General features: G+C 72.0%; 20 protein-coding genes and 4 tRNA genes. 10 read left to right on the top strand and 14 right to left on the bottom strand.

Annotated elements, in window-relative coordinates; all coding sequences use genetic code 11:
• Positions 1–20: 20 nt before the first annotated feature.
• The 4 genes from pstA to ABD295_RS12840 form a co-directional block, all read right to left on the bottom strand.
• Complete coding sequence (gene pstA, locus ABD295_RS12855; RefSeq protein ID WP_344304143.1) at positions 21–932, bottom strand: phosphate ABC transporter permease PstA; 912 nt, start codon at positions 930–932, stop codon at positions 21–23.
• Positions 932–1864 carry a phosphate ABC transporter permease subunit PstC gene (gene pstC, locus ABD295_RS12850; protein WP_344304142.1) on the bottom strand — a complete coding sequence of 311 codons (933 nt, stop codon included), beginning with the start codon at positions 1862–1864 and terminating at the stop codon, positions 932–934. Before pstC ends, pstA begins: the two co-directional genes overlap by 1 nt.
• A 40-nt stretch (positions 1865–1904) precedes the next feature.
• Positions 1905–2858 carry a PstS family phosphate ABC transporter substrate-binding protein gene (locus ABD295_RS12845; RefSeq protein ID WP_344304141.1) on the bottom strand — a complete coding sequence of 318 codons (954 nt, stop codon included), beginning with the start codon at positions 2856–2858 and terminating at the stop codon, positions 1905–1907.
• Positions 2859–3051: 193 nt separating this feature from the next.
• Positions 3052–3927, bottom strand: coding sequence for an NUDIX hydrolase (locus ABD295_RS12840; protein ID WP_344304140.1), 876 nt, complete (start codon positions 3925–3927; stop codon positions 3052–3054).
• A 50-nt stretch (positions 3928–3977) separates the two neighbouring features.
• Between ABD295_RS12840 and ABD295_RS12835 the strand changes: the two genes are divergently transcribed.
• Positions 3978–5039 carry a hypothetical protein gene (locus ABD295_RS12835; RefSeq protein ID WP_344304139.1) on the top strand — a complete coding sequence of 354 codons (1062 nt, stop codon included), beginning with the start codon at positions 3978–3980 and terminating at the stop codon, positions 5037–5039.
• A gap of 39 nt (positions 5040–5078) precedes the next feature.
• Here the strand turns inward: ABD295_RS12835 and ABD295_RS12830 are convergent, their stop codons facing one another.
• Both ABD295_RS12830 and ABD295_RS12825 read right to left on the bottom strand, forming a co-directional pair.
• Complete coding sequence (locus ABD295_RS12830; RefSeq protein WP_344304138.1) at positions 5079–5228, bottom strand: hypothetical protein; 150 nt, start codon at positions 5226–5228, stop codon at positions 5079–5081.
• A 242-nt stretch (positions 5229–5470) separates the two neighbouring features.
• Entirely contained in the window at positions 5471–5674 is a 204-nt protein-coding gene (locus ABD295_RS12825) for a cold-shock protein (RefSeq protein ID WP_056863399.1), read from the bottom strand.
• Between the two features lie 304 nt (positions 5675–5978).
• On the opposite strand from ABD295_RS12825, the gene ABD295_RS12820 reads away from it, so the two are divergent.
• Both ABD295_RS12820 and ABD295_RS12815 read left to right on the top strand, forming a co-directional pair.
• A tRNA-Lys gene (locus tag ABD295_RS12820) sits at positions 5979–6051 on the top strand.
• A gap of 120 nt (positions 6052–6171) precedes the next feature.
• Positions 6172–7794, top strand: a complete 1623-nt coding sequence (locus ABD295_RS12815; RefSeq protein ID WP_344304137.1) for a flagellar biosynthesis protein FlhF — start codon at positions 6172–6174, stop codon at positions 7792–7794.
• Between the two features lie 28 nt (positions 7795–7822).
• Here the strand turns inward: ABD295_RS12815 and ABD295_RS12810 are convergent, their stop codons facing one another.
• Positions 7823–9289 (bottom strand): NAD(P)/FAD-dependent oxidoreductase, encoded by a 1467-nt coding sequence (locus ABD295_RS12810; protein WP_344304136.1) that lies wholly within the window; start codon positions 9287–9289, stop codon positions 7823–7825.
• 274 nt (positions 9290–9563) lie between these two features.
• Here ABD295_RS12810 and ABD295_RS12805 point away from each other — a divergent pair, with 274 nt between their 5' ends.
• Genes ABD295_RS12805 through ABD295_RS12795 form a run of 3 tightly spaced genes read left to right on the top strand, consistent with a single transcriptional unit; the run spans position 9564 to position 11279 of the window.
• The gene (locus ABD295_RS12805) at positions 9564–10499 is read left to right on the top strand and encodes an ATP-binding protein (protein WP_344304135.1); all 936 of its coding nucleotides are present in this window, start codon (positions 9564–9566) and stop codon (positions 10497–10499) included.
• A 1-nt stretch (position 10500) separates the two neighbouring features.
• Positions 10501–10917 carry a fluoride efflux transporter FluC gene (locus tag ABD295_RS12800; protein WP_344304134.1) on the top strand — a complete coding sequence of 139 codons (417 nt, stop codon included), beginning with the start codon at positions 10501–10503 and terminating at the stop codon, positions 10915–10917.
• Positions 10914–11279 (top strand): fluoride efflux transporter FluC, encoded by a 366-nt coding sequence (locus tag ABD295_RS12795; RefSeq protein WP_344304133.1) that lies wholly within the window; start codon positions 10914–10916, stop codon positions 11277–11279. The genes ABD295_RS12800 and ABD295_RS12795 overlap by 4 nt, the downstream gene beginning before the upstream one ends.
• On the opposite strand, the gene ABD295_RS12790 is transcribed toward ABD295_RS12795, so the two are convergent.
• The 3 genes from ABD295_RS12790 to ABD295_RS12780 all read right to left on the bottom strand — a co-directional run bounded on the left by ABD295_RS12790 (position 11270) and on the right by ABD295_RS12780 (position 12086).
• Positions 11270–11617: a metallopeptidase family protein gene (locus ABD295_RS12790; protein WP_344304132.1), complete on the bottom strand. Its 348-nt coding sequence runs from the start codon at positions 11615–11617 to the stop codon at positions 11270–11272. The two genes, ABD295_RS12795 and ABD295_RS12790, sit on opposite strands and share 10 nt — an antisense overlap.
• A gap of 174 nt (positions 11618–11791) precedes the next feature.
• Positions 11792–11868: transfer RNA gene (locus tag ABD295_RS12785), tRNA-Asp, on the bottom strand.
• A 145-nt stretch (positions 11869–12013) separates the two neighbouring features.
• Positions 12014–12086, bottom strand: a tRNA-Glu gene (locus tag ABD295_RS12780).
• Between the two features lie 93 nt (positions 12087–12179).
• Here ABD295_RS12780 and ABD295_RS12775 point away from each other — a divergent pair.
• Positions 12180–12256: transfer RNA gene (locus ABD295_RS12775), tRNA-Phe, on the top strand.
• Positions 12257–12296: 40 nt separating this feature from the next.
• Here ABD295_RS12775 and ABD295_RS12770 read toward each other — a convergent pair.
• Both ABD295_RS12770 and ABD295_RS12765 read right to left on the bottom strand, forming a co-directional pair.
• Positions 12297–13526 carry a DUF480 domain-containing protein gene (locus ABD295_RS12770; RefSeq protein WP_344304131.1) on the bottom strand — a complete coding sequence of 410 codons (1230 nt, stop codon included), beginning with the start codon at positions 13524–13526 and terminating at the stop codon, positions 12297–12299.
• Positions 13523–14245 carry a tyrosine-protein phosphatase gene (locus ABD295_RS12765; RefSeq protein WP_344304130.1) on the bottom strand — a complete coding sequence of 241 codons (723 nt, stop codon included), beginning with the start codon at positions 14243–14245 and terminating at the stop codon, positions 13523–13525. Before ABD295_RS12765 ends, ABD295_RS12770 begins: the two co-directional genes overlap by 4 nt.
• A 77-nt stretch (positions 14246–14322) precedes the next feature.
• Here ABD295_RS12765 and ABD295_RS12760 point away from each other — a divergent pair, with 77 nt between their 5' ends.
• A complete protein-coding gene (locus ABD295_RS12760) occupies positions 14323–14922 on the top strand; it encodes an alpha/beta hydrolase family protein (protein ID WP_344304129.1) in 600 nt (199 codons plus the stop codon).
• Between the two features lie 193 nt (positions 14923–15115).
• Here ABD295_RS12760 and ABD295_RS12755 read toward each other — a convergent pair whose 3' ends face one another.
• Positions 15116–16699, bottom strand: a complete 1584-nt coding sequence (locus ABD295_RS12755; RefSeq protein WP_344304128.1) for a xylulokinase — start codon at positions 16697–16699, stop codon at positions 15116–15118.
• A complete protein-coding gene (locus ABD295_RS12750) occupies positions 16696–18135 on the bottom strand; it encodes a pyridoxal phosphate-dependent decarboxylase family protein (protein ID WP_344304127.1) in 1440 nt (479 codons plus the stop codon). The genes ABD295_RS12755 and ABD295_RS12750 overlap by 4 nt, the downstream gene beginning before the upstream one ends.
• Positions 18136–18198: 63 nt before the next feature.
• Between ABD295_RS12750 and ABD295_RS12745 the strand changes: the two genes are divergently transcribed.
• Positions 18199–20667 (top strand): SCO7613 C-terminal domain-containing membrane protein, encoded by a 2469-nt coding sequence (locus ABD295_RS12745; protein ID WP_344304126.1) that lies wholly within the window; start codon positions 18199–18201, stop codon positions 20665–20667.
• Between the two features lie 60 nt (positions 20668–20727).
• Positions 20728–22098, top strand: a complete 1371-nt coding sequence (locus tag ABD295_RS12740) for a hypothetical protein (RefSeq protein WP_344304125.1) — start codon at positions 20728–20730, stop codon at positions 22096–22098.
• Positions 22099–22525: the final 427 nt, after the last annotated feature.

The following is a 22525-nucleotide window of genomic DNA, read 5'->3' as shown; positions in this document are numbered from 1 at the left end:
GGTGGTTGCCACGGGTGCTCCTACCAGGATCTCTGGAACTTGTTGCGGATGAAGATGGCCAGGGCGTTGAGGCCGAGGATCATGACGAGCAGCACGATGATCGCCGCGGACGCCGCCTCTCGGAGCTCGGCTTGGGACTGCGACGTGAGCGAGTAGATCTGCATCGGCAGGGCCGTGATCGGGCTCAGGACACCCGTCGGGCTGAAGAGAAGCGAACCCGCGAGGCCGACGACGATCAGGGGTGCGGCCTCACCGATGGCGCGCGACAGGCCGAGGATCGTGCCGGTGGCGATGCCCGGGACAGCTGATGGAAGGGTCTGCCGCCAGGTCGTCTGCCAGACGGTCGCCCCCAGAGCGAGCGATCCCTGCCGGATGTCCTGAGGGACCGAGCGGACGGCCTCCCGCGTGGTGATGATGATGACCGGGAGGATCAGCAGGGCCAACGCGATCGCGCCCCCGAGCACGATTCCGGTCTGCTGGAAGCCGATGAGCGCCATCACGGCAACCGCGAGGAGTCCGTAGATGATCGACGGCACGGCGGCGAGGTTCTGCAGGTTCAGCTCGATGAGCCGGTTGTACCAACGGTCCTTGTCGGCGAACTCCTCGAGGTACAGAGCTGCCGCGATGCCGAGCGGCACCGCCATCAGGGCGGTGAACGCCATCAGCCACAGCGACCCGATGATGCCGGCTCGGAAGCCGGTCGTCTCGGGGCGCACCCGGGAGGAGTAGTCGGTGATGAGAGCGGCGTCGAACCGGCCGGCGCCCTGGATCGCGGTGTCGACGATGAGCGCGACCAGGACCATGACGCCGAAGAAGAGGGAGAACCACAGCAGCGCCAGGAAGATCAGGGACCGAGGCGTCCGGTCCCGGCTCCTTCCCGTGGCGACCACGCTCGCTGTGACCTCGCGGGCGGTGGTCGAGGCGACACTCATCAGTAGACCTGCCTGTAGCGACGGACGAGCGCGATGCTCACGATGTTGATGACCAGGGTCATCACGAACAGCAGCAGCCCGACGGCGAACAGCGCGTTGTACTCGACCGAGCCGACGGGGTTCTCACCTCCGGCGGTCTGCGCGATGAACCCGGTCATCAGCTGCATCCCCTCACGCGGGTCGGCACTGAGGTTCTTCTGTGCCCCCGACGCGAGCGCGACGATCATGGTCTCCCCCACTGCTCGCGAGAGCCCGAGGACGATCGCGGCAGCGATCCCCGACAGGGCAGCGGGAAACACGACACGCAGGGTGGTCTGCATCCGGTTGGCACCCATCGCGAACGATCCCTGCCGCATCGCCTGCGGAACGGCCGACATGGCGTCCTCGGCGAGCGACGCGATCGTCGGGATGATCATCACGCCGAGCACGAGACCCGCGGAGAGCGCGTTGGTGAAGTTGACGTCGAGGTCGAGGATGCCTTGCAGCAGCGTCGGCGTCACGAAGGTCAGCGCGAAGAAGCCGTAGACGACCGACGGGACACCGGCCAGCAGCTCGACGGTGGGCTTCAGGAGCTTCCGGGCCCGCCGGGACGCGTACTCGGACAGGTACATCGCAGCACCCAGGCCCAGCGGGATGGCCACCAGCAGCGCGATGACGGTGACCATCAGGGTTCCGGCCACGAGCGGGAGGACGGCGAACCGACCCCCGGTCGCGAAGAACTCGCCGAACGGAACCTGACCGAAGAAGTGCAGCACGGGCTCGATCAGCGCGATGAGGATCCCGATCGTGATGACCACGGACAGCATCGCCGAGAGCATCAGAACCGTCTCGATGACCCGTTCGCCCGGGCGCGACCTGCCACCGAGGTTGGGCGCCGCAGACGGGCCCGTCCCGGAGGGCGAGCCCGCTGCGGCAGTGCTGATGCTGCTCATGGCGGCGTCAGGAGTCCTTCTGTCGACGTGCGGCGGTGCTTCAGGACGCGATGCCCTCGAGGTTCGACTGCGTCTCGGCGTACAGGTCGTCGCTCAGCGGGATGAACTGGCCGACCTCGGCGATCTCGGCGAGGTTCTCGATGTAGAAGTCGACGTACGCGGCGACCGCAGGGTTGTCGTTGTACTTCGCGTTGTTCACGTAGATGAACAACGGCCGCGCCAGTGGGGTGTACTCGCCTGCCTGAGCGGTCTCGGCGGACGGCTCGATGCAGCCGTTCCCGTTGTCGATCGCGAGAGCCTTGAGGCTGTCGGCGTTCTCCTCGTAGTAGGTGTAACCGAAGTAGCCGGTGGCGCCCTCGGTGCCGGCCACGCCCTGGACCAGGACGTTGTCGTCCTCAGAGGCCTCGTAGTCGTCACGGGTCGCCTCCTCCTCGGAACCGATCACGTCGTTGGCCATGTAGTCGTAGGTGCCGGAGTCGGTGCCGGGGCCGAAGAGAGCGACCTCCTGGTCGGGGAAGCTCGGGTCGAGCTGGTTCCAGTTCGTGACATCGGAGCCGGGCTCCCACAGCTGGATCAGCTGACCGGTGGTCAGGCAGTCGACGGCGAGGTCGGGGTGGACGACGACGGTCAGGGCGTCGGTCGCGACCTGGAGCTCGGTGTACTCGATGCCCTTCTCCTCGCACGCCGCGACCTCGTCGTCCTCGATGGGACGAGAGGCGTCGGAGATGTCGGTCTCCTCGTTGCAGAAGCGCTCGAAGCCTCCGCCGGTGCCGGCCTCGGAGACGGCGACCTTGACGTCGGGGTTCTCCTCGTTGAGGAGCTCTTGAGCGGCGCTGCTCATCGGGAACACGGTCGACGAGCCGTCGACGACGACGTTGCCGCTGGCGCCACTCGAGCCGTCGTCGTCGCCGGCGTCCGCGCCACCGCAAGCGGCCAGGGCGAGCACGGCGACCATCGCGATCGGCGCGAGGAAGATCTGGGTCTTTCGCTTCACAGGGAAAGTGCCTCTCGAGTAAGGGCGCACCGCAGACGAGCGCCCAACTGTCCTGTTGACATCAGTGACGCTAGGGAGCCCCGATGGCCGCGAGACCTGTCGACCCTGAACGGAAAGTGAACAAACATGAAGCAGTGCGCGGTGGCGCGTATCTCAGGTCACACCCGCACCGGGGGCGCGCCCGCGGGGAGCCTCAGGGACGGTGCTGCTCGACCGCCGTGACGCGACCCTTGCGGTGGTGCACGACGATCAGTCCGCCGGGCTCGAGCTTGACCTTCTCCAGGCCCAGCGCCTCGAAGACATGGGGCAGGACCGGCCGGTGTGTGCACAGCACTGCGCCGGCGCTGGCGTCCAGCAGGTCCTCCACCACCTCGTCCACGCTCGACTTGGTCGCGTCCTCCTCGGACAGCCCGTCGTGGAGGCCGACGTCGAAGCCGGTGAGCGCGGCGTACGGCGCCACGGTCTGCACGCAGCGGATGCTGCTCGAGCTGGCGACCGTCGTGACGTCGTAGGCCGCCAGCAGTGGCACGAGCCGCTCCGCCTGCACCGTCCCCGTCTTGAGGAGCGGCCGCAGCCGGTCGTCCTTGCGCCAGGACTTGCGGGCGCGGGCGTCGCCGTGCCGGAGCACGAGCAGTGCCTGCGTCTTCTCGCGTCGCTTCACCGCCTCGTCGAGGGTGTCGCGGTCGAACGAGTAGGTCAGCTTCTCGGCCGCCTCCCGCACGGATATCCAGACGAGGTCGTCGATCTCGGCGTTCACGAGGTAGCCGCTCACGTCGTCGTCGCCGACACACCGGCCGACCCAGTAGTGCACGACCTTCGTGCGCCCGCCCGCCACGAGGTAGGACTGCGGGGTCAGCGGCGCGCCGAGCCGGACGTGCAGCCCGGTCTCCTCGGCGGCCTCGCGCACGGCAGCGGCGGTGATGTGCTCGCCGGGGTCGAGCTTGCCCTTGGGGAAGGACCAGTCGTCGTAGCGTGGTCGGTGCACGAGGAGGACCTGCTGCCCTCTGCGCAGGACCACGGCTCCCGCGGCGATCACGTCGCGTGTCCGCGGGCTCGGCGGCTCGGGCATGATCCGTAGTGTCACATCACGCAGCCCGAGACGGGAGAGGCGGTCCGCCGATGGTCCTGGACCGACCGACGGTCAGGTCCCGGTCGCGGCTGGTCGTGGCTCTTGTGACGGTCACCCTCGTCCTGGCTGCCGCGGCGCTCGTCGCGTGGCGGACCCTCGAGCGCGGCACCGACTTCTCGGAGGCCGTCGCCCTGGCTCCGGCCGGCACCGAGCGGGTCGGCTGGACCGACTGGGCGGCGGTCCGGGACGGCGACGAGCCGGGGTCTGCCGCCGACCTCGACCGGATGCTCGAGGCGGCGTACGACTCCGACCTGGACGCCGCGTCGGCCCTGGTGACCTCGGCAGAGACGCTGCGCGACCGCTTCGAGGTGTCCCCCGCGAACCTGGACTGGGAGCTGTTCACGCAGTCGGCCGAGGGTGCCGCGCTGCTGCTGCGGCTCCCGGAGGGCTATTCCTTCGACGACCTCGGCGACCGGCTCGCGTCGCTCGGCTTCACCAGGCCGCACTCCGAGACCGGCGTGTGGCGGGGCGGTGCCGACGTGGTGGCCACGATCGGGGCGCTGACGCCACAGCTCCAGCACTGGGTCCTGCTCGAGGACGACGGACTCGTCGTCACGTCGGACACCCCGGAGTACGCCGCCGCGGCGGCCGCCGCGGCCCGCGGCGAGGGGGAGCGCGTACAGGGGCTCGAGGACGTGGTCGACGCGACCGGTGCGCCGGTCTCGGCGCTGGTCTACGCCGCGGCGTACGCCTGTGAGCGGCTGGCGATGGCGCAGGCCGACGGCCGCGACCAGGACCAGGCGGCCGAGCTGGTCCGCGCGGCCGGCGGGGTGAACCCGCTGACCGGGTTCGCGCTCTCCACGCAGCCCGACGGCGACGTGCGCGTGGTGATGTCGTTCGAGACGGAGGACCAGGCGCGCGCGAACGCGGACTCCCGCGCGATCCTCGCAGCCGGGCCTGCGCCCGGTCAGGGAGGCGACTTCACCGATCGGTTCTCGGTGTCCTCGGCGACCGCCGAGGGGCGGGTGGTCGTGCTCGCGCTCCAGCCGGTCGACGGCGTCTCGGTCGTGTCCGACCTGGGTGCCGGTCCGGTGCTGTTCGCGACGTGCTGAGGACGATGATCGGGCCGCGGGGGGGTGCAGGGGATACCGTCAGTCGACGCCGATGCCGAGGATCTTGTCGATCTCCTCGTCGGTGAGACGCCCGTCGGCCTCGCTCGCGGCGATGATGAGGTTGGTGGTCAGCTCCACCTCGCCCAACAGGTCGCTGTCCTCGAGCGTGACGTCGAACTGGTCGTGCACGCGGACTCCCTCACTTCGCGGCGGACTCTGCTCTGGGTAGAGCACCGTTCACCATCTTCCCACTTGAGCGACTGCTCAAACCCCCCGGTTCACTGACGATGGTAGGGAGATTTGCCTTCGTTCGGGAGGTTTGGCCGAGGTCCGGTTGTCGGCGTGCCGTCCCGGGCGCCGCGTCGGAGCCGCGGGGGACAAATGGGACGAGGCCCCATCCAGTCGGACGGGGCCTCGTAGGTGTGGCGAGATCAGACCGGGCGAACGTTCTCCGCCTGCGGGCCCTTGGGGCCCTGGGTCACGTCGAACTCGACCTTCTGGTTCTCGTCGAGGGACTTGTAGCCCTGCGTCTGGATGGCCGAGTAGTGCACGAAAACGTCGTCGCCGCCGTCCTCCTGCGCGATGAAGCCGAAGCCCTTCTCAGCGTTGAACCACTTCACGGTGCCTTGAGCCATGTTGCTCTGTACTCCTGTTTTCGGAACGAGAGCCGCCACTTCGGCGACCCGCACCAGATGCGGTGACACGTCGCTCCGACTTGCGTACTGGCTTGCACACGAGAAGAAACGCCGTTGGCTCACAAACTCCGCGGGCGTCGACCTGCTGGAACTTGCACCTGCTGCGGTCCAGACATTACCAAGAACCGGCCCGTCGCCAAGGATCGGTGAGAAGTTGTTCTGCGGTAGTCCACTCCTCGGCCGCCCGGCCGTGCCTTCGCTAGGCCCGGCGAAGCCTCGGCGATACTGTCCAGGGCTGACGTGCGGGCCTCTAGCTCAATTGGCAGAGCAGCGGACTTTTAATCCGTTGGTTCAGGGTTCGAGCCCCTGGAGGCCTACCGATCACGGGATTTCGCCTCGGGCGCGCCCGCGGAGACGTCTCCCACGTGTCCAGACGTGCGGGGAGCCATATTGACGAACTCGCCCCGAGGCGGCCCTCGCGGGTCTAGATTTTACGTGTGAGTGATCGCTCGGGAAGCAGCGAGCCTGCTTCTGACCTCTTCGACCGCTGGATGGCGAGTCGACCTGCGCCGGCTCCGGAGGAGCCGGCCGAGGAGAGCGCCCCCGCACCGGCGGCTGACACGAACGGTCAGGAAGCCGCGGCCCCGGGGTCGTTCAGGTCGCGCCTGCTCGGCCGTCGGGACCCCTACGACGAGGCGTACGAAGCGCTCGCGCTGGAAGCGCCGACCCCGGCCGGAGCCGCCATCAACGCGCCCGCAGCCCGCGTCGCACCGCCCGAGCCCACCGTCCCTCGCCCGATGCCGGCGCCCGACCCGGTGGCCCGGTCCGTGGAGCCGGAGCCTCTTCCCACGCGGCCGACCGCCCAGCCCGAGCCGGAACCGGAGGGGCAGTTCACCTCGTGGCTCCAGCGTTCGGTGCCGAACCCGTCGACCATTGAGGTGCCGGCGGCCGACCCGCTCCCCGTCGCGGCGACCGAGCCCGAGGTCGAGGCAGTCGTCGACACACCGGTCGAGCCAGCCGTCGAAGCGGAGCCCGAACCCACCGCTGTGGTGGAGCCCGAGCCGGAGCCGGAGCCGGGGCCGGAGCCTGAACCCGAGCCGGAGCCGGAGCCTGTCGAGGCGGCCCCGGTCGCCAGGAAGGCGCCCGCCAAGCGGCGACGTCGCAAGGCCGACCCCCTCGTGGAGGCGGAGCCCCAGTCCGAGTCCGAGCCCGAGCCAGCCGCCGAGACGGCTGTGGAGCCGGAGCCCGTTGTCGAGCCCGAGCCGATCGCTGAGCCGGAGCCGGAGCCCGAGCCGCTCGCTGAGACCTTCGAGCCGGAGCCCGAGCCGGTCGCTGAGACCTTCGAGCCGGAGCCGGAGCCCGAGCCGGTCGCGGAGACAGTGGCCGCGGAGCCGGAGGCCGTCGTCGAGCTCGAGCCGGAGCCCGTCGTCGAGCCGGAGCCCGCGCCTGAACCGGAGGTTCACCTGACCCCGCCGTCCGGGCTGACCGAGGCGTTGCTCGCGGCTGCGAAGGAGCCGGCCCGGACAGCGACGCCGGCCGTTGCCAAGAAGACCGGCCGCCCGGGTCAGTCCCGCCTCGACGACGAGGAGCTCGACGCTGTCGACGTGGAGCCGGAGCCGGCCCACATCACGGCCGCCCGCGCCGGGTTCGTGGCGACGGCCAAGCCCAGCCAGCCGCCGAAGGCGGACAACTGGCCGGCCGTGACCGAGTTCGAGCCCCGCCAGGGCACCCGCGTCATCGCCGGCATCCTCTTGCTGGCCGCCCTGATCGCTGCGGCGATCGCGGGTTATCTCGCGTGGTACGAGCAGTCGTCGGCGACGTTGGGCATCCTGATCACGCTCTTCATCCTCGTGCTGGTGATCTGGGCGAGCCGCGCGAGCAGCGCGCCGACGCACCTCAAGATCAACAGCGGGCACCTCACGGTCCAGCAGACCAGTGGGATCAGGCACTTCGACCTGGCGAGCAAGTACACGCCGGTCACGGTGAAGGGCCGGCCCGGCCTGCCGGGGTGGAAGGTCATCATCGAGCAGCGCGAGCACGACCCGTTCGTGATCAACTCCTCGATGGTGGAGCCCAAGGCCTTCATGCGGGTGCTGCGCTACTACCGCCCCGACCTCTGACGCAGCGCCGCGGCCACCCGTCCCGGGGTCAGCGCTCTTCGGTCTTGACGCCGCGCTCTCCGGCGTCGGTGAGCCGCGCCTCCTCGGACGCCCGGTCCTCCAGCTCCTGCTGGCGCCGAGAGATCTCGAGCATCGCCTGCGCCGCGTCGTACGCACCGGGCGACGACACCAGGTCGGCCGCGCCGCCCTTCAGGCGACCCAGGGCCGCGCGGGCGTAGACCTGCTGCTCGGTCGTGGTGCGCTCGGAACGGCCGCGTCCCAGGAACGACACGAACCAGTGCAGCAGCGCGGTGACGCGGCTCTTGAAGCCGGTGATGTAGATGAGGTGCAGCGCGAGCCACATCAGCCAGGCGATCACCCCGGTGAGCCGCAGCTTGCCGATGAGCGCCACGGCCCGGAAGCGGCTGATGATCGCCATCGAGCCCTTGTCGAAGTACTTGAAGGGCTCGAGCGGCTGGCGCCCCTTCAGGCGGCCGTCGATCGTCTTGGCGGCGTACTTGGCGCCCTGGATCGCCACCTGCGCGACCCCGGGCAGGTTGTCGAGGGCGATCATGTCGCCGACCACGAAGACCTCGGGGTAGCCGGGCAGCGTGAGATCGGGGTTGACCGCGATCCGCCCGGCCCGGTCCAGCGGCGCCCCGGACTGCTCCGACAGCGTGCGGCCCAGGGAGGAGGCCTGAACGCCGGCCGCCCAGATCTTGGTGGCGCAGACGATGCGCTCAGTGCGGCCGTCCTTGTGCTGGACCGTGATCGCGCCCTCGTCGACGTCGGTGACCATCGCCCCGAGGACGACCTCGACGCCGAGCTTCTCCAGCTCCTGCTGTGCCTTCGCACCGAGCTTGACGCCGAAGGGCGGCAGCACCTGCGGCGCGGCGTCCAGCAGGATCACGCGCGCGCTGCGGGTGTTGATGGACCGGAAGTCGCGGCGCAGCGTGCGGTGGGCGAGCTCGGCGATCTGGCCCGCCATCTCGACGCCCGTCGGGCCCGCGCCCACCACCACGAAGGTGAGCAGGCTGTCGACGTCCTCACCGCGATTGGCCCCCAGCTCGGCCATCTCGAAGGCGCCGAAGATCCGGCCGCGCAGCTCGAGGGCGTCGTCGATCGACTTCATGCCGGGGGCGTACTCGCTGAACTGGTCGTTGCCGAAGTACGACTGCTTCGCCCCGGCGGCCACGATCAGGGAGTCGTACGCCGTCACCGTCTCGCGGCCGAGCACGTGCGAGGTGACCGTGCGCGCGTCGAGGTCGATGCCGGTGACGGTGCCGAGCAGCACCTGGGCGTTGCGCTGGCTGCTGAGGATCTCGCGGGTGGGCGGAGCGATCTCGCCCTCGGAGAGGATCCCGGTCGCGACCTGGTAGAGCAGCGGCTGGAAGAGGTGGTGGGTCGTCTTGGCGACCATGGTCACGTCGACATCAGCACCCTTGAGCGCCTTGGTGCCGAACAGCCCTCCGAAGCCTGATCCGACGACGACGACGCGGTGGCGCGGGGCGGCCATGGGCTGGTTCCTCCTGAAGGTCCCGGGGACACGTGGGCGTTCTATTGAATGAACGCCTCCGCTCGGGGCCATCATCCCCTGCCGCGCGTGAGGGCCGACACGTGGGCGGGAACGCGGACGGCCGCGCATCGGGTTGCGGACACGCGCGGACGGAGCGAAGCGACGGACACGCGACACGTCTCGAAATACTTCGCGTTTCGCAGTTTGGACCCGCTAAGAACGGGGTAGACCCACCGAGAGAGGTCTGCCCGCCCACCGATTCCGCAGGGGACTTGTGCCGCTGAACGAGCCCGCCCTGGCCCTCGACCCCGACCCGCGCTCCGTGCAGGAGGCGCGTCGCTGGGTGGGGTCGGTGTGCCGTCGGCTCGGCCGCCAGGACCTCCAGGAGTGCGCCGAGCTCGGCATCTCAGAGCTGGTGACCAACGCTCTGCTCCACGCCGACGCGCCGATCTCGGTGCGGCTGCGCGGCACGAGGGAGCACCCCCGCGTCGAGGTGTCCGACGGCACCGCCCAGATTCCTGTGCTGACCCGGCACGGCGCGGACGGTGACGACCTGGACGAGCTGATGGCGACCGTGGGTCGCGGGCTCGACATCGTCGCGATGTGTGCGGTGGCCTGGGGAGTCACCGTCGAGACGTCGGGCAAGTGCGTCTGGTTCGAGCCGGCCCAAGTCCCGCACGCCGACATGGGTCCCGAGGCGCTGCTCCCCAGCGACGAGGAGCTGGACCCGCCGGACGACGTGGCGGACGACGGCCGGGTGCGCATCGTGATGCACGGCCTGCCGATCTCCCATCTCACGGACTTCCGCAGGCACTACCAGGAGCTGCGCCGCGAGCTGCGGCTGCTCTCGCTCGCACACCAGGACGACTACCCGCTCGCGTCGGACCTGACGGAGGTCTTCCAGCGCTTCGAGGCGTCCTTCCCGCTGAGCCTGCGCACGCAGTACCTCGACGCCGTCGACCGGGGGTTGCCGGCGTTCGACCTCGAGACGAGCCTCGACCCGGCGGCAGCCCTCGTGATCGAGCAGATGCTCGAGCTGCTCGACCTCGCCGACGAGTTCTGCCGGGCCAAGCGCCTGCTGGCGCTGGCCCGCACGCCCGCCCAGCGGGAGTTCCAGCAGTGGTACTTCGGGGAGTTCGTCCGCCAGGCCCGCGGCGAGGCACCCACCGCCTGGCCACCGTCTCGGCCCGGCGCGCAGCACGTGTCGTGAGGTGACGGTGGCCAGATCGTCGGCGGTGCCCGTCACCGCGACGCAGCTGACGGCCGTGGCGGCCGGGGGCGCTGTCGGAGCGGTGGCGCGCTGGGGCCTGACCGATGCTGTTCCCGACGGCGCCGGCTTCCCCTGGACGACGTTCGCGATCAACGTGCTCGGCGCCGGCCTGCTCGCCCTCCTGCCGGCGATCGCGGAGCGCCGGCACCCGCTCCTCGCCCTGGTCCTGGGTCCCGGCGTGCTCGGCGGCTTCACCACCTTCAGCCTGTACGCCGAGCAGGCACGCGCCCTCGTCGCCGACGGGTCGGTGCTGCTCGCGGCGGCGTACGCCGTCGGGACGCTGCTCGCCTGCCTGCTGGCCGTCCACGGGGCGACCGCGCTGGTGCGCCGGCGCAACGAGCCGGACGTGCTCTCGTGACCGCGCTCCTGGTGGCGCTGGGCGCGGCGGTGGGGGCACCGCTGCGCTTCCTCGTCGCCCACCATCTCGACAGGCTCGGCGCACCCCACCCGGAGCGGCACTGGCCGCGCGGGACGCTGCTGGTCAACCTCGCGGGTTCGGCGGTGCTCGGCTTCTGCGCGGCTCGCTCCCTCGACGGGAACGCACTGGCGCTGGTCGGCACAGGTTTCTGCGGCGGCCTGACGACCTACTCGGCCTTCGCGGTGCAGGTGCATGACGTGGGTCGGCTCCGCGGGGCGGCGTACGCCGCCGTGTCAATCGTCCTCGGCGTGGCCGCGGCGGCCCTGGGGTTCGTGCTAGGTCAGGCCCTTGGTCAGGCGTAGCCGAGGTCGTGGAGGCGGGTGTCGTCGATGCCGAAGTGGTGCGCGACCTCGTGCACGACGGTGATCCGCACCTCGTCCTCGAGCTGCTCGAGGGTGTCGCAGAAGTCGAGCAGGGGCTCGCGGAAGAGGAAGATCCGGTCCGGCAGCTGAGCGGCGAAGTTGGACTCGCGCTCGGTGAGCGCGACGCCGTCGTACAACCCGAGCAGGTCGGGGTCGTCGGGCGGCGCCTCGTCCTCGACGAGCACGACGACGTTGCGGATCAGCGCCGCGATCTCGTCGGGGATCTCGTCGAGAGCACGGTCGACCAGCGCCTCGAAGGCCTCGCGGTCCAGGTCCACGGACCCATCCAACCCGACCGCTCGGTCAGAGCCAGCGCTGGTCGCCGATCACGATCTCGATCTGCGGCTCGGCCAGCGCGGCGCACTTGGGGTCGCGAGCACCTCCATGGGTGGACGGGGCGAGAAAGCAAACAGCCCCTGGATCGCGTTTCCGCTGTCCAGAGGCTGTTGTCGTGGCGACCCCGACGGGACTCGAACCCGCGGCCTCCGCCGTGACAGGGCGGCGCGCTAACCAACTGCGCTACGGGGCCAAAGGTGCTTCCACGACTCAGTGTGCCGCGTGAAGCGTGGGAACTCTAACGCACGCGGGGAGACGTCTCCCAATCGAGGCTCGGGGACCCGGCGTCAGACCCCTGCCAGACTCGCTGGACGCCGCGCAGGCGGGAACCGGCTGAGCACCCCCAACGGGATTCGAACCCGTGCTACCGCCGTGAAAGGGCGACGTCCTAGGCCGCTAGACGATGGGGGCCTGAGAGGGATCAGCATAGGGCGACTCCCCGCGGACACCGATTTCGGACGTCGTCGCGGTGACCGGTATGGTGTCCGCTCGCGTAGGAAACACGGCCAGGTAGCTCAGTTGGTACGAGCGTCCGACTGAAAATCGGAAGGTCGGCGGTTCGACCCCGCCCCTGGCCACCACACTTCTGGTCTCGGAGCAGGTCTCAGGGCAGCGCCAGGATCAGGAGGCGCGCCGGGCCAGCACGTACAACCGTTCGGTCTCGACCTCGACGTCCTCGTAGGCACCGCGGAGGTACCACTCCACGTCGACCAGGCCGGCGGCCCGCACGGCAGCGAGCACGTCCGCCGGGTCGTGCAGCACGAAGTCGACGTCGACCTGCTGCTCCCACCACTCCTCCACATGGCGCACCTCGGCCCCTGCGTGCAGCGCCAGGGCGAGGCGGCCACCGGGGACCAGCACCCGCGCCAGCGACGCGACGGCAGGACCCAGCTCCGAGGCCGCCAAGTGGACCAGCGAGTACCACGCGGTGATCGCCGACCAGCCCGCCGCGTCCGGAGGTCGCAAGAGGGTGTTCAGGTCACCCACGGCGAACCTCAGCTCCGGGTAGCGACGCCGGGCCTCCTCGACCATGGCCGGCGAGAGGTCGACACCGGTCACGGTCGCGCCGGCAGAAGCGAGGTACGCCGCCACCTGGCCCGGTCCGGTGCCGACGTCCACGACGGGACCGGCGCCTGCTTCGGCTGCCACCCGCTCCAACACCCAGCGGTCGAACGGCTTGCGGGTCAGCTCGGCGTCGAGCCACTCGGCGTACGACGCGGCCACGGTGTCGTAGGTCGCCACGACCCTGGCGTCCCGCGCGGCGCGACCCCCTGCCAGCACGGCCTCGCGGTCGACGCCCGGGGGCACCGCTGCCGCGGGGCCCGCCTCGACCGGCACCGGCCCCAGGAGATGCACCCAGCGGTTGTCGTGCTGTCCCGGTCGGCGCTCGAGCTCGCGCACCAGTGGCGTGGGGAGTGCCGCGAGCCGGCGCAGGACCGCCTCGACCTCGCCACGGTCGGCGAAGGGGTGCAGGCGCTCGGTCCGGGTCTTCAGCTCACCGGCCGCCTGCGGTCCGCGCAGCAGCAGCACGGTCAGCACCGCGCGCTCGTCCGGATGGAGGGACAACCGCTCGTCCAGGAGCTGGTGGTACTTCAACGTCCGCGGTCCGCGGTCGGCCCACACCACGCGCACCAGCCCGCGGTCCTTGAGGCCCTTCACGGCCGCGTGGAGCGTGGGTTCGTCGTAGTCGGAGACTGGCTCGCGGCTGTTGCTCTGGTTGCACGCCGTCCGCAGGGAGTTGAGGGTCAGCGGGTACGACGCCGGGACCGTGCGCTGCTTCTCCAGCAGGCTGCCGAGGATGCGTTGCTCGATCTCGTCGAGCTCCAGCTGGTCGGCTGCACCGGTGGTCATGCCGGCTCCACTAGCCGCCCCCGCAGCGCGTCGAGCTGGGCGTCGGTCAGGCCGCCGCGGCGCAGGTAGGCCTCCGCGCCGCCGTACCGCTCGTCGAGGTGCCGCAGCACGACGCGCAGGTTCTCCGGAGGCGTCGCCTGGTAGGCGCGCGCCCGCTCGCGTTCCTCGTCGCTCTCGAGGCCGTCGAGGTGGCGCCGGAAGTGGTCGGCGAAGCGCTCCTCGGTCAGCGCGTAGTCGGCGGCCACCTCGTCCGGCTCGACGCCGGCGACGGTGAGCGCCAGCCCCACGACCAGGCCGGTGCGGTCCTTGCCGGCCGCGCAGTGCACGACGACCGCGCCCGGCGGGGCCTCGGCGATCGCCGCGACAGCCGCGGCGAAGAGGTCGGGTCGCACGTCGAGCATCTCGAGATAGAGGTCGAGCATCGTCGAGCTGACGTTCTTGGGGTCGGCGGGGTCCTCGACGGGGAGGTTGACGTACGTCGCGTCGTCGTCGGCGAAGGGGTGCTCGTCGGGTGACTCCCCCGGCCGACGCAGGTCGAGCACGCGGCTGACGCCGGCCGAGCGGAGGACGTCGGCCCCGCCCTCGTCGAGACGCGTCAACGACTCAGAGCGGATCAGCGCGCCCTCGCGGATGCGCCGACCGTCGCTGGTGGGCAGACCGCCCAGGTCGCGGGCGTTGTCGAGGCCGGGCCAGTCGAGGTGGAGGGGTGTGTAGGCCACGGACACCAGCCTACGTAGACGAGCGCGCCCACGTAGCCGAGCGGGCCCGAGATAGGCGAGCGGCCATACTGGGGCGCGTGCCGGGCATCGAGGTCGCGACGCCGTCCGGGCCGGCGCGGATCCATCCCGCCCCCGTCGACGACGCGCGCGCGGTGCTGCTGCTGGGCCACAGTGCCGGCGGCGGCGTCGACGACCGCGCCCTCCAGGCGGCGCGCACCGGAGCGGCCGCCGCCGGCGTCTCCACCGTGCTCCTGGAGATGCCCTACCGGGTCGCGGGGTCCAAGCGCCCGCACGGCCCGGCCGAGGCGGACGCCGCGTGGCTGGCCGTGGTCGCGCACCTCCGCGAGCACGTCCCGGACCTGGTCCTGGTCAGCGGCGGTCGCTCGTACGGCGGCCGCATCGCCTGTCGGACGTCGGCGGCGGCCGGCGCGGCCGGGGTGCTCTGCCTCGCCTTCCCGCTCGACCCGTCGTACGGCAGCTCGCGGCAGCACGAGCTCGACGCGGTGTCAGCTCCGATGCTGGTGGTGCAGGGCGAGCGCGACCCCTTCGGCAGGCCCGCGCCCGCTCCCCCGCTGCGTGAGGTCGTCCTGGTCCGCGGCGACCACTCGCTGCGCACCGCCCTGCCCGACGTCACCGCCCACGTCCGCGAGTGGCTGGCTGGTGTGCTGGGCGGCTGAGGTTTGCGGGTAACGCCCCTTGAGGGGTGCTCCCGCCCCGCCATATCGGGGCGGGAGCGACCTCAGAGGGGCGTTACCCAGAACCCACCCGCACCCTCAGTGGGTCCGGGCGGCGGTGGTGGGTAACGCCCCCTCCGGGACCCTTCTGGGCCGTCGTGACGGGCCAGGAGCGCATCCCAGGGCGCGTTAGCCATCACCCGTTCAGCCGCGCGAACATCCGCTTCTGGCGGCGGTAGAGGCGCGGCAGCTCGGCGGAGAGGGCGTCGTACGTCGCGCGGGTGGCGGGGTCGGGGGTGAAGACCCGGTCCACCGGCACCAGGGCGCGCAGCTCGTCGGCGCGTACGTCGCCGAGCGCGAGACCGGCGTAGAGGCCGGCGCCGCGCAGCCCGCCCACCAAAGGGTGCTCGACACGCTCGAGGGTGCGGTCGAGCACGTCGGCGACGACCTGGCACCAGAGGTCCATGCGCGCGCCGCCCCCGAGGACCCGGATCGGGTCGAGGCGGGACTTCGTGAAGTGCTCGGCGCCCTCCAGGAGCCAGCGCAGGTTGTGCGCGACGCCTTCGAGGACAGCACGCGCGAGGTCTCCCCGCGAGGTCGACAGCGACACGTTGTGGAAGCCCGCGCGGGCGTGCTTGTCGTCGACAGGGCTGCGCTCGCCGGTCAGCCAGGGCGTGAAGAGCACACCGCCGGCGCCCGGCGGCGCGGACGAGGCCAGCGCCTCGAGGTCGTCGTACGACGCCTCCGGCAGCACCGTCTCCCGGAACCACTCGAGCGCCCGGCCGGCGTTGTCCTGGTTGTTGCCGAGCAGGTAGGGCCCGGCCCCTGACGAGCGGCCCAGAGAACGGCCCAGAGAACGGCCCAGAGAGCGGCCCAGAGAGGGGCCCAGCCCCGGCAGCGACGCCATCTGCCGCACCACGTCGGACTTCTTCGCCGGCACCGGGCAGCTGATCCACGCGGTGGTGCCGAGCGTCAGGTGGGCCTCGCCCAGGCCGACGCAACCGGACCCCACCGCGGCGTTGTGCAGGTCCGGCGTCCCGGTCACGACGACGGCCGAGGCCGGGATGCCCAGCTCTGCAGCGACCTCCGGCAGGACGGTGCCGACGACCGAGCCGCCCGGCACCAGCGGGGGCAGCTTGGACGCGTCGACGCCGGCTGTGGCGACCAGGCGGTCGTCGTACGCCATCCGGTCGAGGTGCCGGTTGTCGGTGAGCCAGGCGGCGGTCATCGACATGTGCGTCGCCGCGGCCACGCCGGTGAAGCGCATGGTGAGGTAGTCGACCGGCTCGAGGTACCACCGCGCCACGGCCGCCACCTCGGGCCGGTCCCGCGCGAGGTGCAGCATGTGCGCCACCGGGTCGCAGCCGTGTGGACTGGGGATGCCGCCGGTACGCCGCAGCCACAGGGCGAGCGGGCCGGGCGCGTAGCCCGACACCGGTCCCCCGAAGACCTCCTTGGAGTACGCCGCCCCGCGGGTGTCGCTCCACATCAGGCACTCGGCGACGGGGCGGCCCGAGGCGTCGACCGGCACCGTGCTCGCCCACTGACCGGTGACGGCGACGGCGACGACGTCCGCTCCCGAGACCCCTCCTTCGGCCTGCCCGCGCAGCGCGGCCGAGACAACGGTCCGCCACCACTCCTCGGCGTCCTGGGTGGCCACCGACTCGAGGGCGTAGGCGCGTTCGTACCACCACCACACGGGGTCGCCCCGGGTGGTGACGTAGCCGATCTTGGGGCCGCCGCTCCCGAGGTCGACGGTGAGGACGAGTCGGCGACTCACTGCGGTGGCAGGCTCATCTGGGCGTCCAGCATCGAGTCCATGATCTGTTCGATGAAGTCGGTGACGTCGTCGGTGAGGCCCGCCAGACCACCCGGCACGCCGCCGTAGATCGCGCCGGACTCGGCGGCCACCCCCGCCGCGGACCGCTCGCGCGCGTAGGCGATCGCCTCGACGAGGTCGGCCTCGAACGCCTCGACCACACCCGGCTGGGTCTGCGGCCGCGTGACGGCCATGTGGATCGCGTCGGGGTACTGCTGCCCGTTGAAGCGCCAGCCCTTCGGGCGCATGTGGTCGGCCACGTGGTAGATGTCGAGCTCGTCGCTGGCGAAGGAGAAGCAGAACGTCGGCGAACCCATGATCCGCAGGTCTTCCTGGGCCCGCACGACCTTCATCATCGCCTCGGCCGTGCTGAAGATGTCGGCGGCGTACCGGCGGTAGCCGTCGCGACCGAGGTGCACCATCGACGCCCACGTCGCGGCCAGCAGGCCACCGGACCGTGACCCCTCGATCGAGGGCGACATGTACTTGCCGCCGCTCCACGAGACCTGGTGGAAGTACTGCCCGGCGCGGAGCGCCTGGTCGCGGAAGAGCAGCACCGACGTGCCCTTGAGCGCGTAGCCGTACTTGTGGGTGTCGGCCGAGATCGTGGTCACTCCGGGGACGCGGAAGTCGAACTCGGGGACGTCGTACCCCAGCTCCTCGCCGAAGGGCAGCACGAAGCCTCCGAGGCAGCCGTCGACGTGCAGCCCGATGCCCCGCTCGAGGGCGAGCTCCCCGAGCGACGCGATCGGGTCGATGGTGCCGTAGGGGTAGTTGCCGGCCGAGCCGACCAGGGCGATGGTGTGCTCGTCGATCGCGTCGGCCATCGCGGCGGCGGTCACCAGCGTCGTGGCCGGGTCGACGGGCACCACGCGCAGCTCGACCCCCAGCAGGTGACAGGCCTTGTCGAAGGCGACGTGGGCGGTCTCGGGCTTCACGAGGTTGGGGCTGCGGTTGCCGGCGGCGTACGCCTGCTCCCTGTAGGCGAGCACGGCATGCAGGATGCTGCCCGACCCACCGGTGGTGACGAGGCCGCCCGGCTCGGTCCCCGTCACGGCCTCGCCGTGCATCAGGTCGAGCGTCATGGCGATGATCTCGCCCTCGAAGCGAGTCATCGACGGGCAGATGTCGCGCTGCAGTGCGTTCACGTGGGCGAACCTGCCGAACGCCTCGGTGAGGTAGGCGTAGTGGTCGTGGTCGCCGCAGTACATCGTCCCGGAGACCTTGCCGCCCTCCCAGGCGCGGTCCTCCTCGGTGGCGATCTGCTCGAGCTCGGCGAGCACCTCGGCGCGCGGTCGGCCCTGCTCGGGCAGCCTGCGGTTCACGGGGAAGCGGTCGGCGTAGGGGTGGTCGCTGGACGCTGTCCCTGAGTGGTTCGGGCCTGATTCGTTCGGCACGGATGCCAGTCTTGCGCACGCGTACTCAGGCATCGAGGGTCTCCGAAGGCCGACCCTGGGTGCATGGCCGTCTACGCCGACCCGACCCGCTGCCCCGACTGTCGTACGACGCTCCCCCCGTCGCCCCCCACCTGCCCCACCTGCGCCCTGCCGTTGACCGGCCCGGTCGTCGAGGACCTCTTCGCGACGCTCCAGAAGGCCGACCGGCTGCTCGCCGACGTCCGCGCCTCTGCAAGCCCCGCTCCGATGGCCGCGACGCCCGGCGCCGTCCCCGCTCCCCACCCCGTGATCGCGTCCCTCGAGCCGCGACGCCGTGGCCTCAGCGCCCCGTCGGTGCCGGTGATCCTGCTCGGCCTCGGTGCCGTCTGCCTGCTCGTCGCCGCCGTGACCTTCCTCGCCTTCGCGTGGGCGTGGCTCGGGGTGGGCGGCCGGACGGCCGTCCTCGTCCTGCTCACCGCGGGCACGGGCGTCGCCTCCGAGCTGTTGCGCCGACGGCGGCTGCGCGTGGCCGCGGAGTCCCTGTCCCTGGTGGCCCTCGGCCTTCTCGTCCTCGACGTGCTGGGTGCCGAGAACGCCGGGTGGCTGGGGGACCCGGGCGCTGCGGGCGTCCTCGTCGCGCTCGGAGTGGCCGTCGCCGTGCCGTCCCTGACCTGGACGCTCGCGACGCGCGGCAGTGCGCCGCTCTCGACACCACAGCTGGCCTCGGCCGTCGCGCTCTCCCTCGTCGTGGCGGGCTGGATGCTCCGCACCGAGGAGCCGTACGCCGGTGCCGCGATCGGCGCCGCGCTGCTCCTCGCCGTCACCGCGGCAGCCCGTCGGCTCGGCCTGGCGCCGCTGGTCGTCGCCGCGACCGCCTCGGCGACCCTGTGGTGGCTGCCCCTGACCTTGAGCGCCTTCGTCCGGGCAGCGGACCACGCCACGCTCGCCGAGCTCGTGGGCCAGGTCGAGGCCTGGCCGCTCGTCGTGTCGGCCGCGACCTTGGCGGCGGGCTCGTGGCTCGTGCGCGACTCGACCGCGGTCGCCGGCGCCGGCTTCGGCGGGGCAGCGACACTGGCCACCCTCCTGCCCGTCATCGCCGCGGCCGACAACAACGGAGCCGACCTGGCCCTTGTGCTGGTCGCGGCCACCCTCGTCTGGAGCGTCGCACTGGTCCGGCTGCGGTCCGGCCACCGGCTCGCGGCGGCCGTCCCGCTGTCGGCGGTGACCGCCGGCACCGGGTTGCTCGCGACGGCGCTGGTCGCCGAGGCGGCCACGGCGGCGGCAGACCTCTTCGCCGACCCGTGGACGCACCCGTGGGCGGTCCGCCTCGGGCCCGTCGAGAGCATCGAGCCGACGGGTGCACCCGCCGCGATGCTGGCTCCGCTGGTCGTCGCCGCCGCCGTGGCGGTGCTCGCCGGCCGGCTCGCCTTCCGCGGCAGGTCCCCTGCGGTGCCGAACCTGCTCGTCCGCGCGGCGGCCGGCGGAATGCTCGTCGTCGCCGCCGTCGCGGCAGCGTCCGAGGTGCCGCTGGCGGTCGTCCTCGCCCTCGCGGTGGCGGCCGGGGTGGGGCTGGTCGCGTGGGGCGTGCGCCGCGGGGACCGGACTTCTGTCCCGGACGTCGCCGTCGGCGCCGCGACGCTGGCGACGGCGCTGCTGTGCGCCCTGGCCAGCGCCGGCCTGACCGCCGTCGTGGCCGGTCTGCTGCTCCTGGTGGCGGTGGGTGTCGTGCTGCGCCCGGCCCGCGACGACGTGGCGATGCTGGCTGTCCTCGTGGCACCGCCGCTCTTCGCGCTCGCCGGCTGGGCGGGGACCGAGCTGGCCCCGGTCCCCGACGCGTGGCGCGCGGCGCCGCTGGTGCTGGCGCTCGGGCTGGTGATCACCCGCTTCCCGATGCCCGAGCTGGAGATCACCGCGATCGCCGCCGGGGCCACGGTGGCGGCGCTCAGCGTCGTGTCCGCGGTGCACCCGGAGGACGCGCTGGCGGCGTACCTGACCCTGGGCGGGGCGCTGCTCGTGGCCTCGTCGATCGTCAACGTCGAGCGCCGCTTCCTGGCCTGGGCGGGTGGTGCGCTGCTGGCCGCGGCCACCTGGGTGCGGTTGTGGGACGCCGGCGTCACGACGCCGGAGGCCTACACGATGCCCACGGCCCTCGCGCTCCTCGCCGTCGGCGCGACCCGCCTGGCGCGGGACCGGGCCGCCGACACCTGGTCGACCATCTCCGCAGGTCTGCTCCTCGCCACCGTGCCGTCGCTGGTGACGGTGGTGACAGCAGCGACAGGAGGACCGGTGTCGCTGCGCTCCCTGCTGCTCGGGCTCGGCTGCCTGGCCCTGGCCCTGGCCGGCGCGGCCATGCGCTGGAGTGCGCCGTTGCTGGTCGGCGCCGGCGTCGGGCTGGTGCTGGTGCTGCGCGAGTGGGGTCCGTACGCCGCTGCCGTTCCGCCGTGGGTGGTCATCGGCGTGGCCGGCTCGCTGCTCCTCGTGGTCGGCGTGACCTGGGAGGCACGACTCCAGGAGCTGCGCCGCGGCGCGGCGTACCTGGCCCGGCTGCGCTGACACCCCGCCGCCCGTCCACCACCCTCCGCCCGCCCACCGCCCGCGCGACATAGTGGGCGGGTGCACGGGCTCGAGGTCACCTTCACCGAGGTCGCCCGGCATCGTCCCTTCGAGCTGCTCGCCCCCACCGCGCCCGCCGTCCCGGTCGGTGCCGACGAGACGCCGGCGCCCCAGCCCGCGCCTTACGTGTCGCTCGTCGCCGACCTGCTCGGCACCGACGCCCGGCTCACCCTCGCGTCGGGAGCGACGAGGTTCACGGCGGCCTACGACGCCGAGTCACGACGGGTCTGGCTCGAGGTGGGCGACGGCCCGAGCAGCACCCTCCACCGCAGCCGCCGGTTCGGCCGCTGCCCGGAGCCTCCTGCGCGACTGGCGCTGACGCTGACCGGACTGCACCTGACCGCCTTCGTGCATGACGGCGAGCGTTGGCTCGCGCGCAGCCGGGTGGACCTGCGAGACCGCCTCGAGACCCGCACCGACGGGTTCGTGGCAGCACTGACCGCGTCGGCGGACGGCGTCGCCGGGGCCGTCGTCGGCCCCTTCGGCCAGCTGGGACTGCGCGACCTGCGCTTCGTGACGACCGCCGACGGCGACCCCGTGTGCGACGACGGAGCCTGGCTGCTCACCGCGACCCACGCCGGTCCGGGCTTCTTCGACGCCGCGCACACCGGCGTATGGTCCCTCGCCCCGCAGACGCTCGAGTGGCAGCACCGGGCCGACCTGTTCTTCCGGCGCCCGGGCGAGGTGGAAGGTGGGGTGTACGGCGACCACGCCACGCACCTGGTCCGCGACGGCTCGCGCTGGCTGGTCGCCACCTCGACCTGGGGCGACCTCGACGTCACCACGCCGCAGCGCCGGCGACGGGCGACGGTCTCGGTGGTGCTCGCCGAGTCGACCGCCGACCTCACCCAAGGGCCGCACGTGCTCGACGCGCACCCGCTGCCGCTCCCCACCGACGGGTTCGCCTCGGTGGCGACCTGGGACCCGCACCTGGTCCGCGACGCGACGCCTGACGGCCCGCGCTGGCTGGTCGGCTTCGTCAGCTCGCCCAAGCTGTTCCGCTTCCACCCCGCCCTCGCGGCCGGCCCCTCGCTCGACGACCTCACCCTGCTGGCGGCCGACCCCGACCGGCGCGCCACCGAGGGCACCACGCTGGTGCGCACCGACATGGGCTGGCGGGTCGTGGCCAGCGACGGCCGGGACGGCCGCCGCGGCCAGCGCCGGGCCTACCCCGTCTTCGACGTCGACCTGCGCCAGCTCGGCGCCCTCGACGCGGCGTACCTCACCAACCTGCCGTGGCCCGCCCTCGCCCGCGACCCCGCCCGCCCCGGGACCTGGTGGCTGGTCGCGTTCAACGGCCGGCGCGCCGGCGGCGAGGTCCTGGGCTACGGGACCCACGGCGACGTCGTGGTGATGCGGGGCGGCTCGTGAACCTCTCAGCTCGACGAAGCGTCTGATCCGACGTGGACCGAGAGCTCGCCGCGTGGTTGATCGCAGCTGCGCTGCTTGGCGTCCTCTCCGGCGCGCTTCTTGCTCTCCTCACTCGTTGACCCCTGCGGGGGGCTTCTGCGTTTCCCGTCGGGTCGGTTGTCTGTGGGGTCCTCGCTCTTGCGCTGTGCGCCGGGCCCTGTCGAGATAGGCCCCGACAGAACCCGGCTTCGCGCAGCAGCGAGGACCAACGCTGGCGGCCGACTTGCGGGTCCGCGCGTGGGAGGAGCACGCACCAGGCCGGGCACGGCGAGACGCCCGTCGGCGGCTGGCGGGCAGCCGCCAACGGATGTGCGCGCGGGGCCTTGGTGGGCCGGGGCCCGGCGCACAGCGCATCGACGAGGACCCCAGAAGACCACCCGACCCGACG

Origin of the sequence: Nocardioides bigeumensis (assembly GCF_039531755.1) — a bacterium.
Classification (GTDB): Bacteria; Actinomycetota; Actinomycetes; order Propionibacteriales; family Nocardioidaceae; genus Nocardioides; species Nocardioides bigeumensis.
The sequence above is the reverse complement of the archived record's forward strand: the minus strand, read 5'-3'. Positions and strand labels throughout refer to the sequence as shown.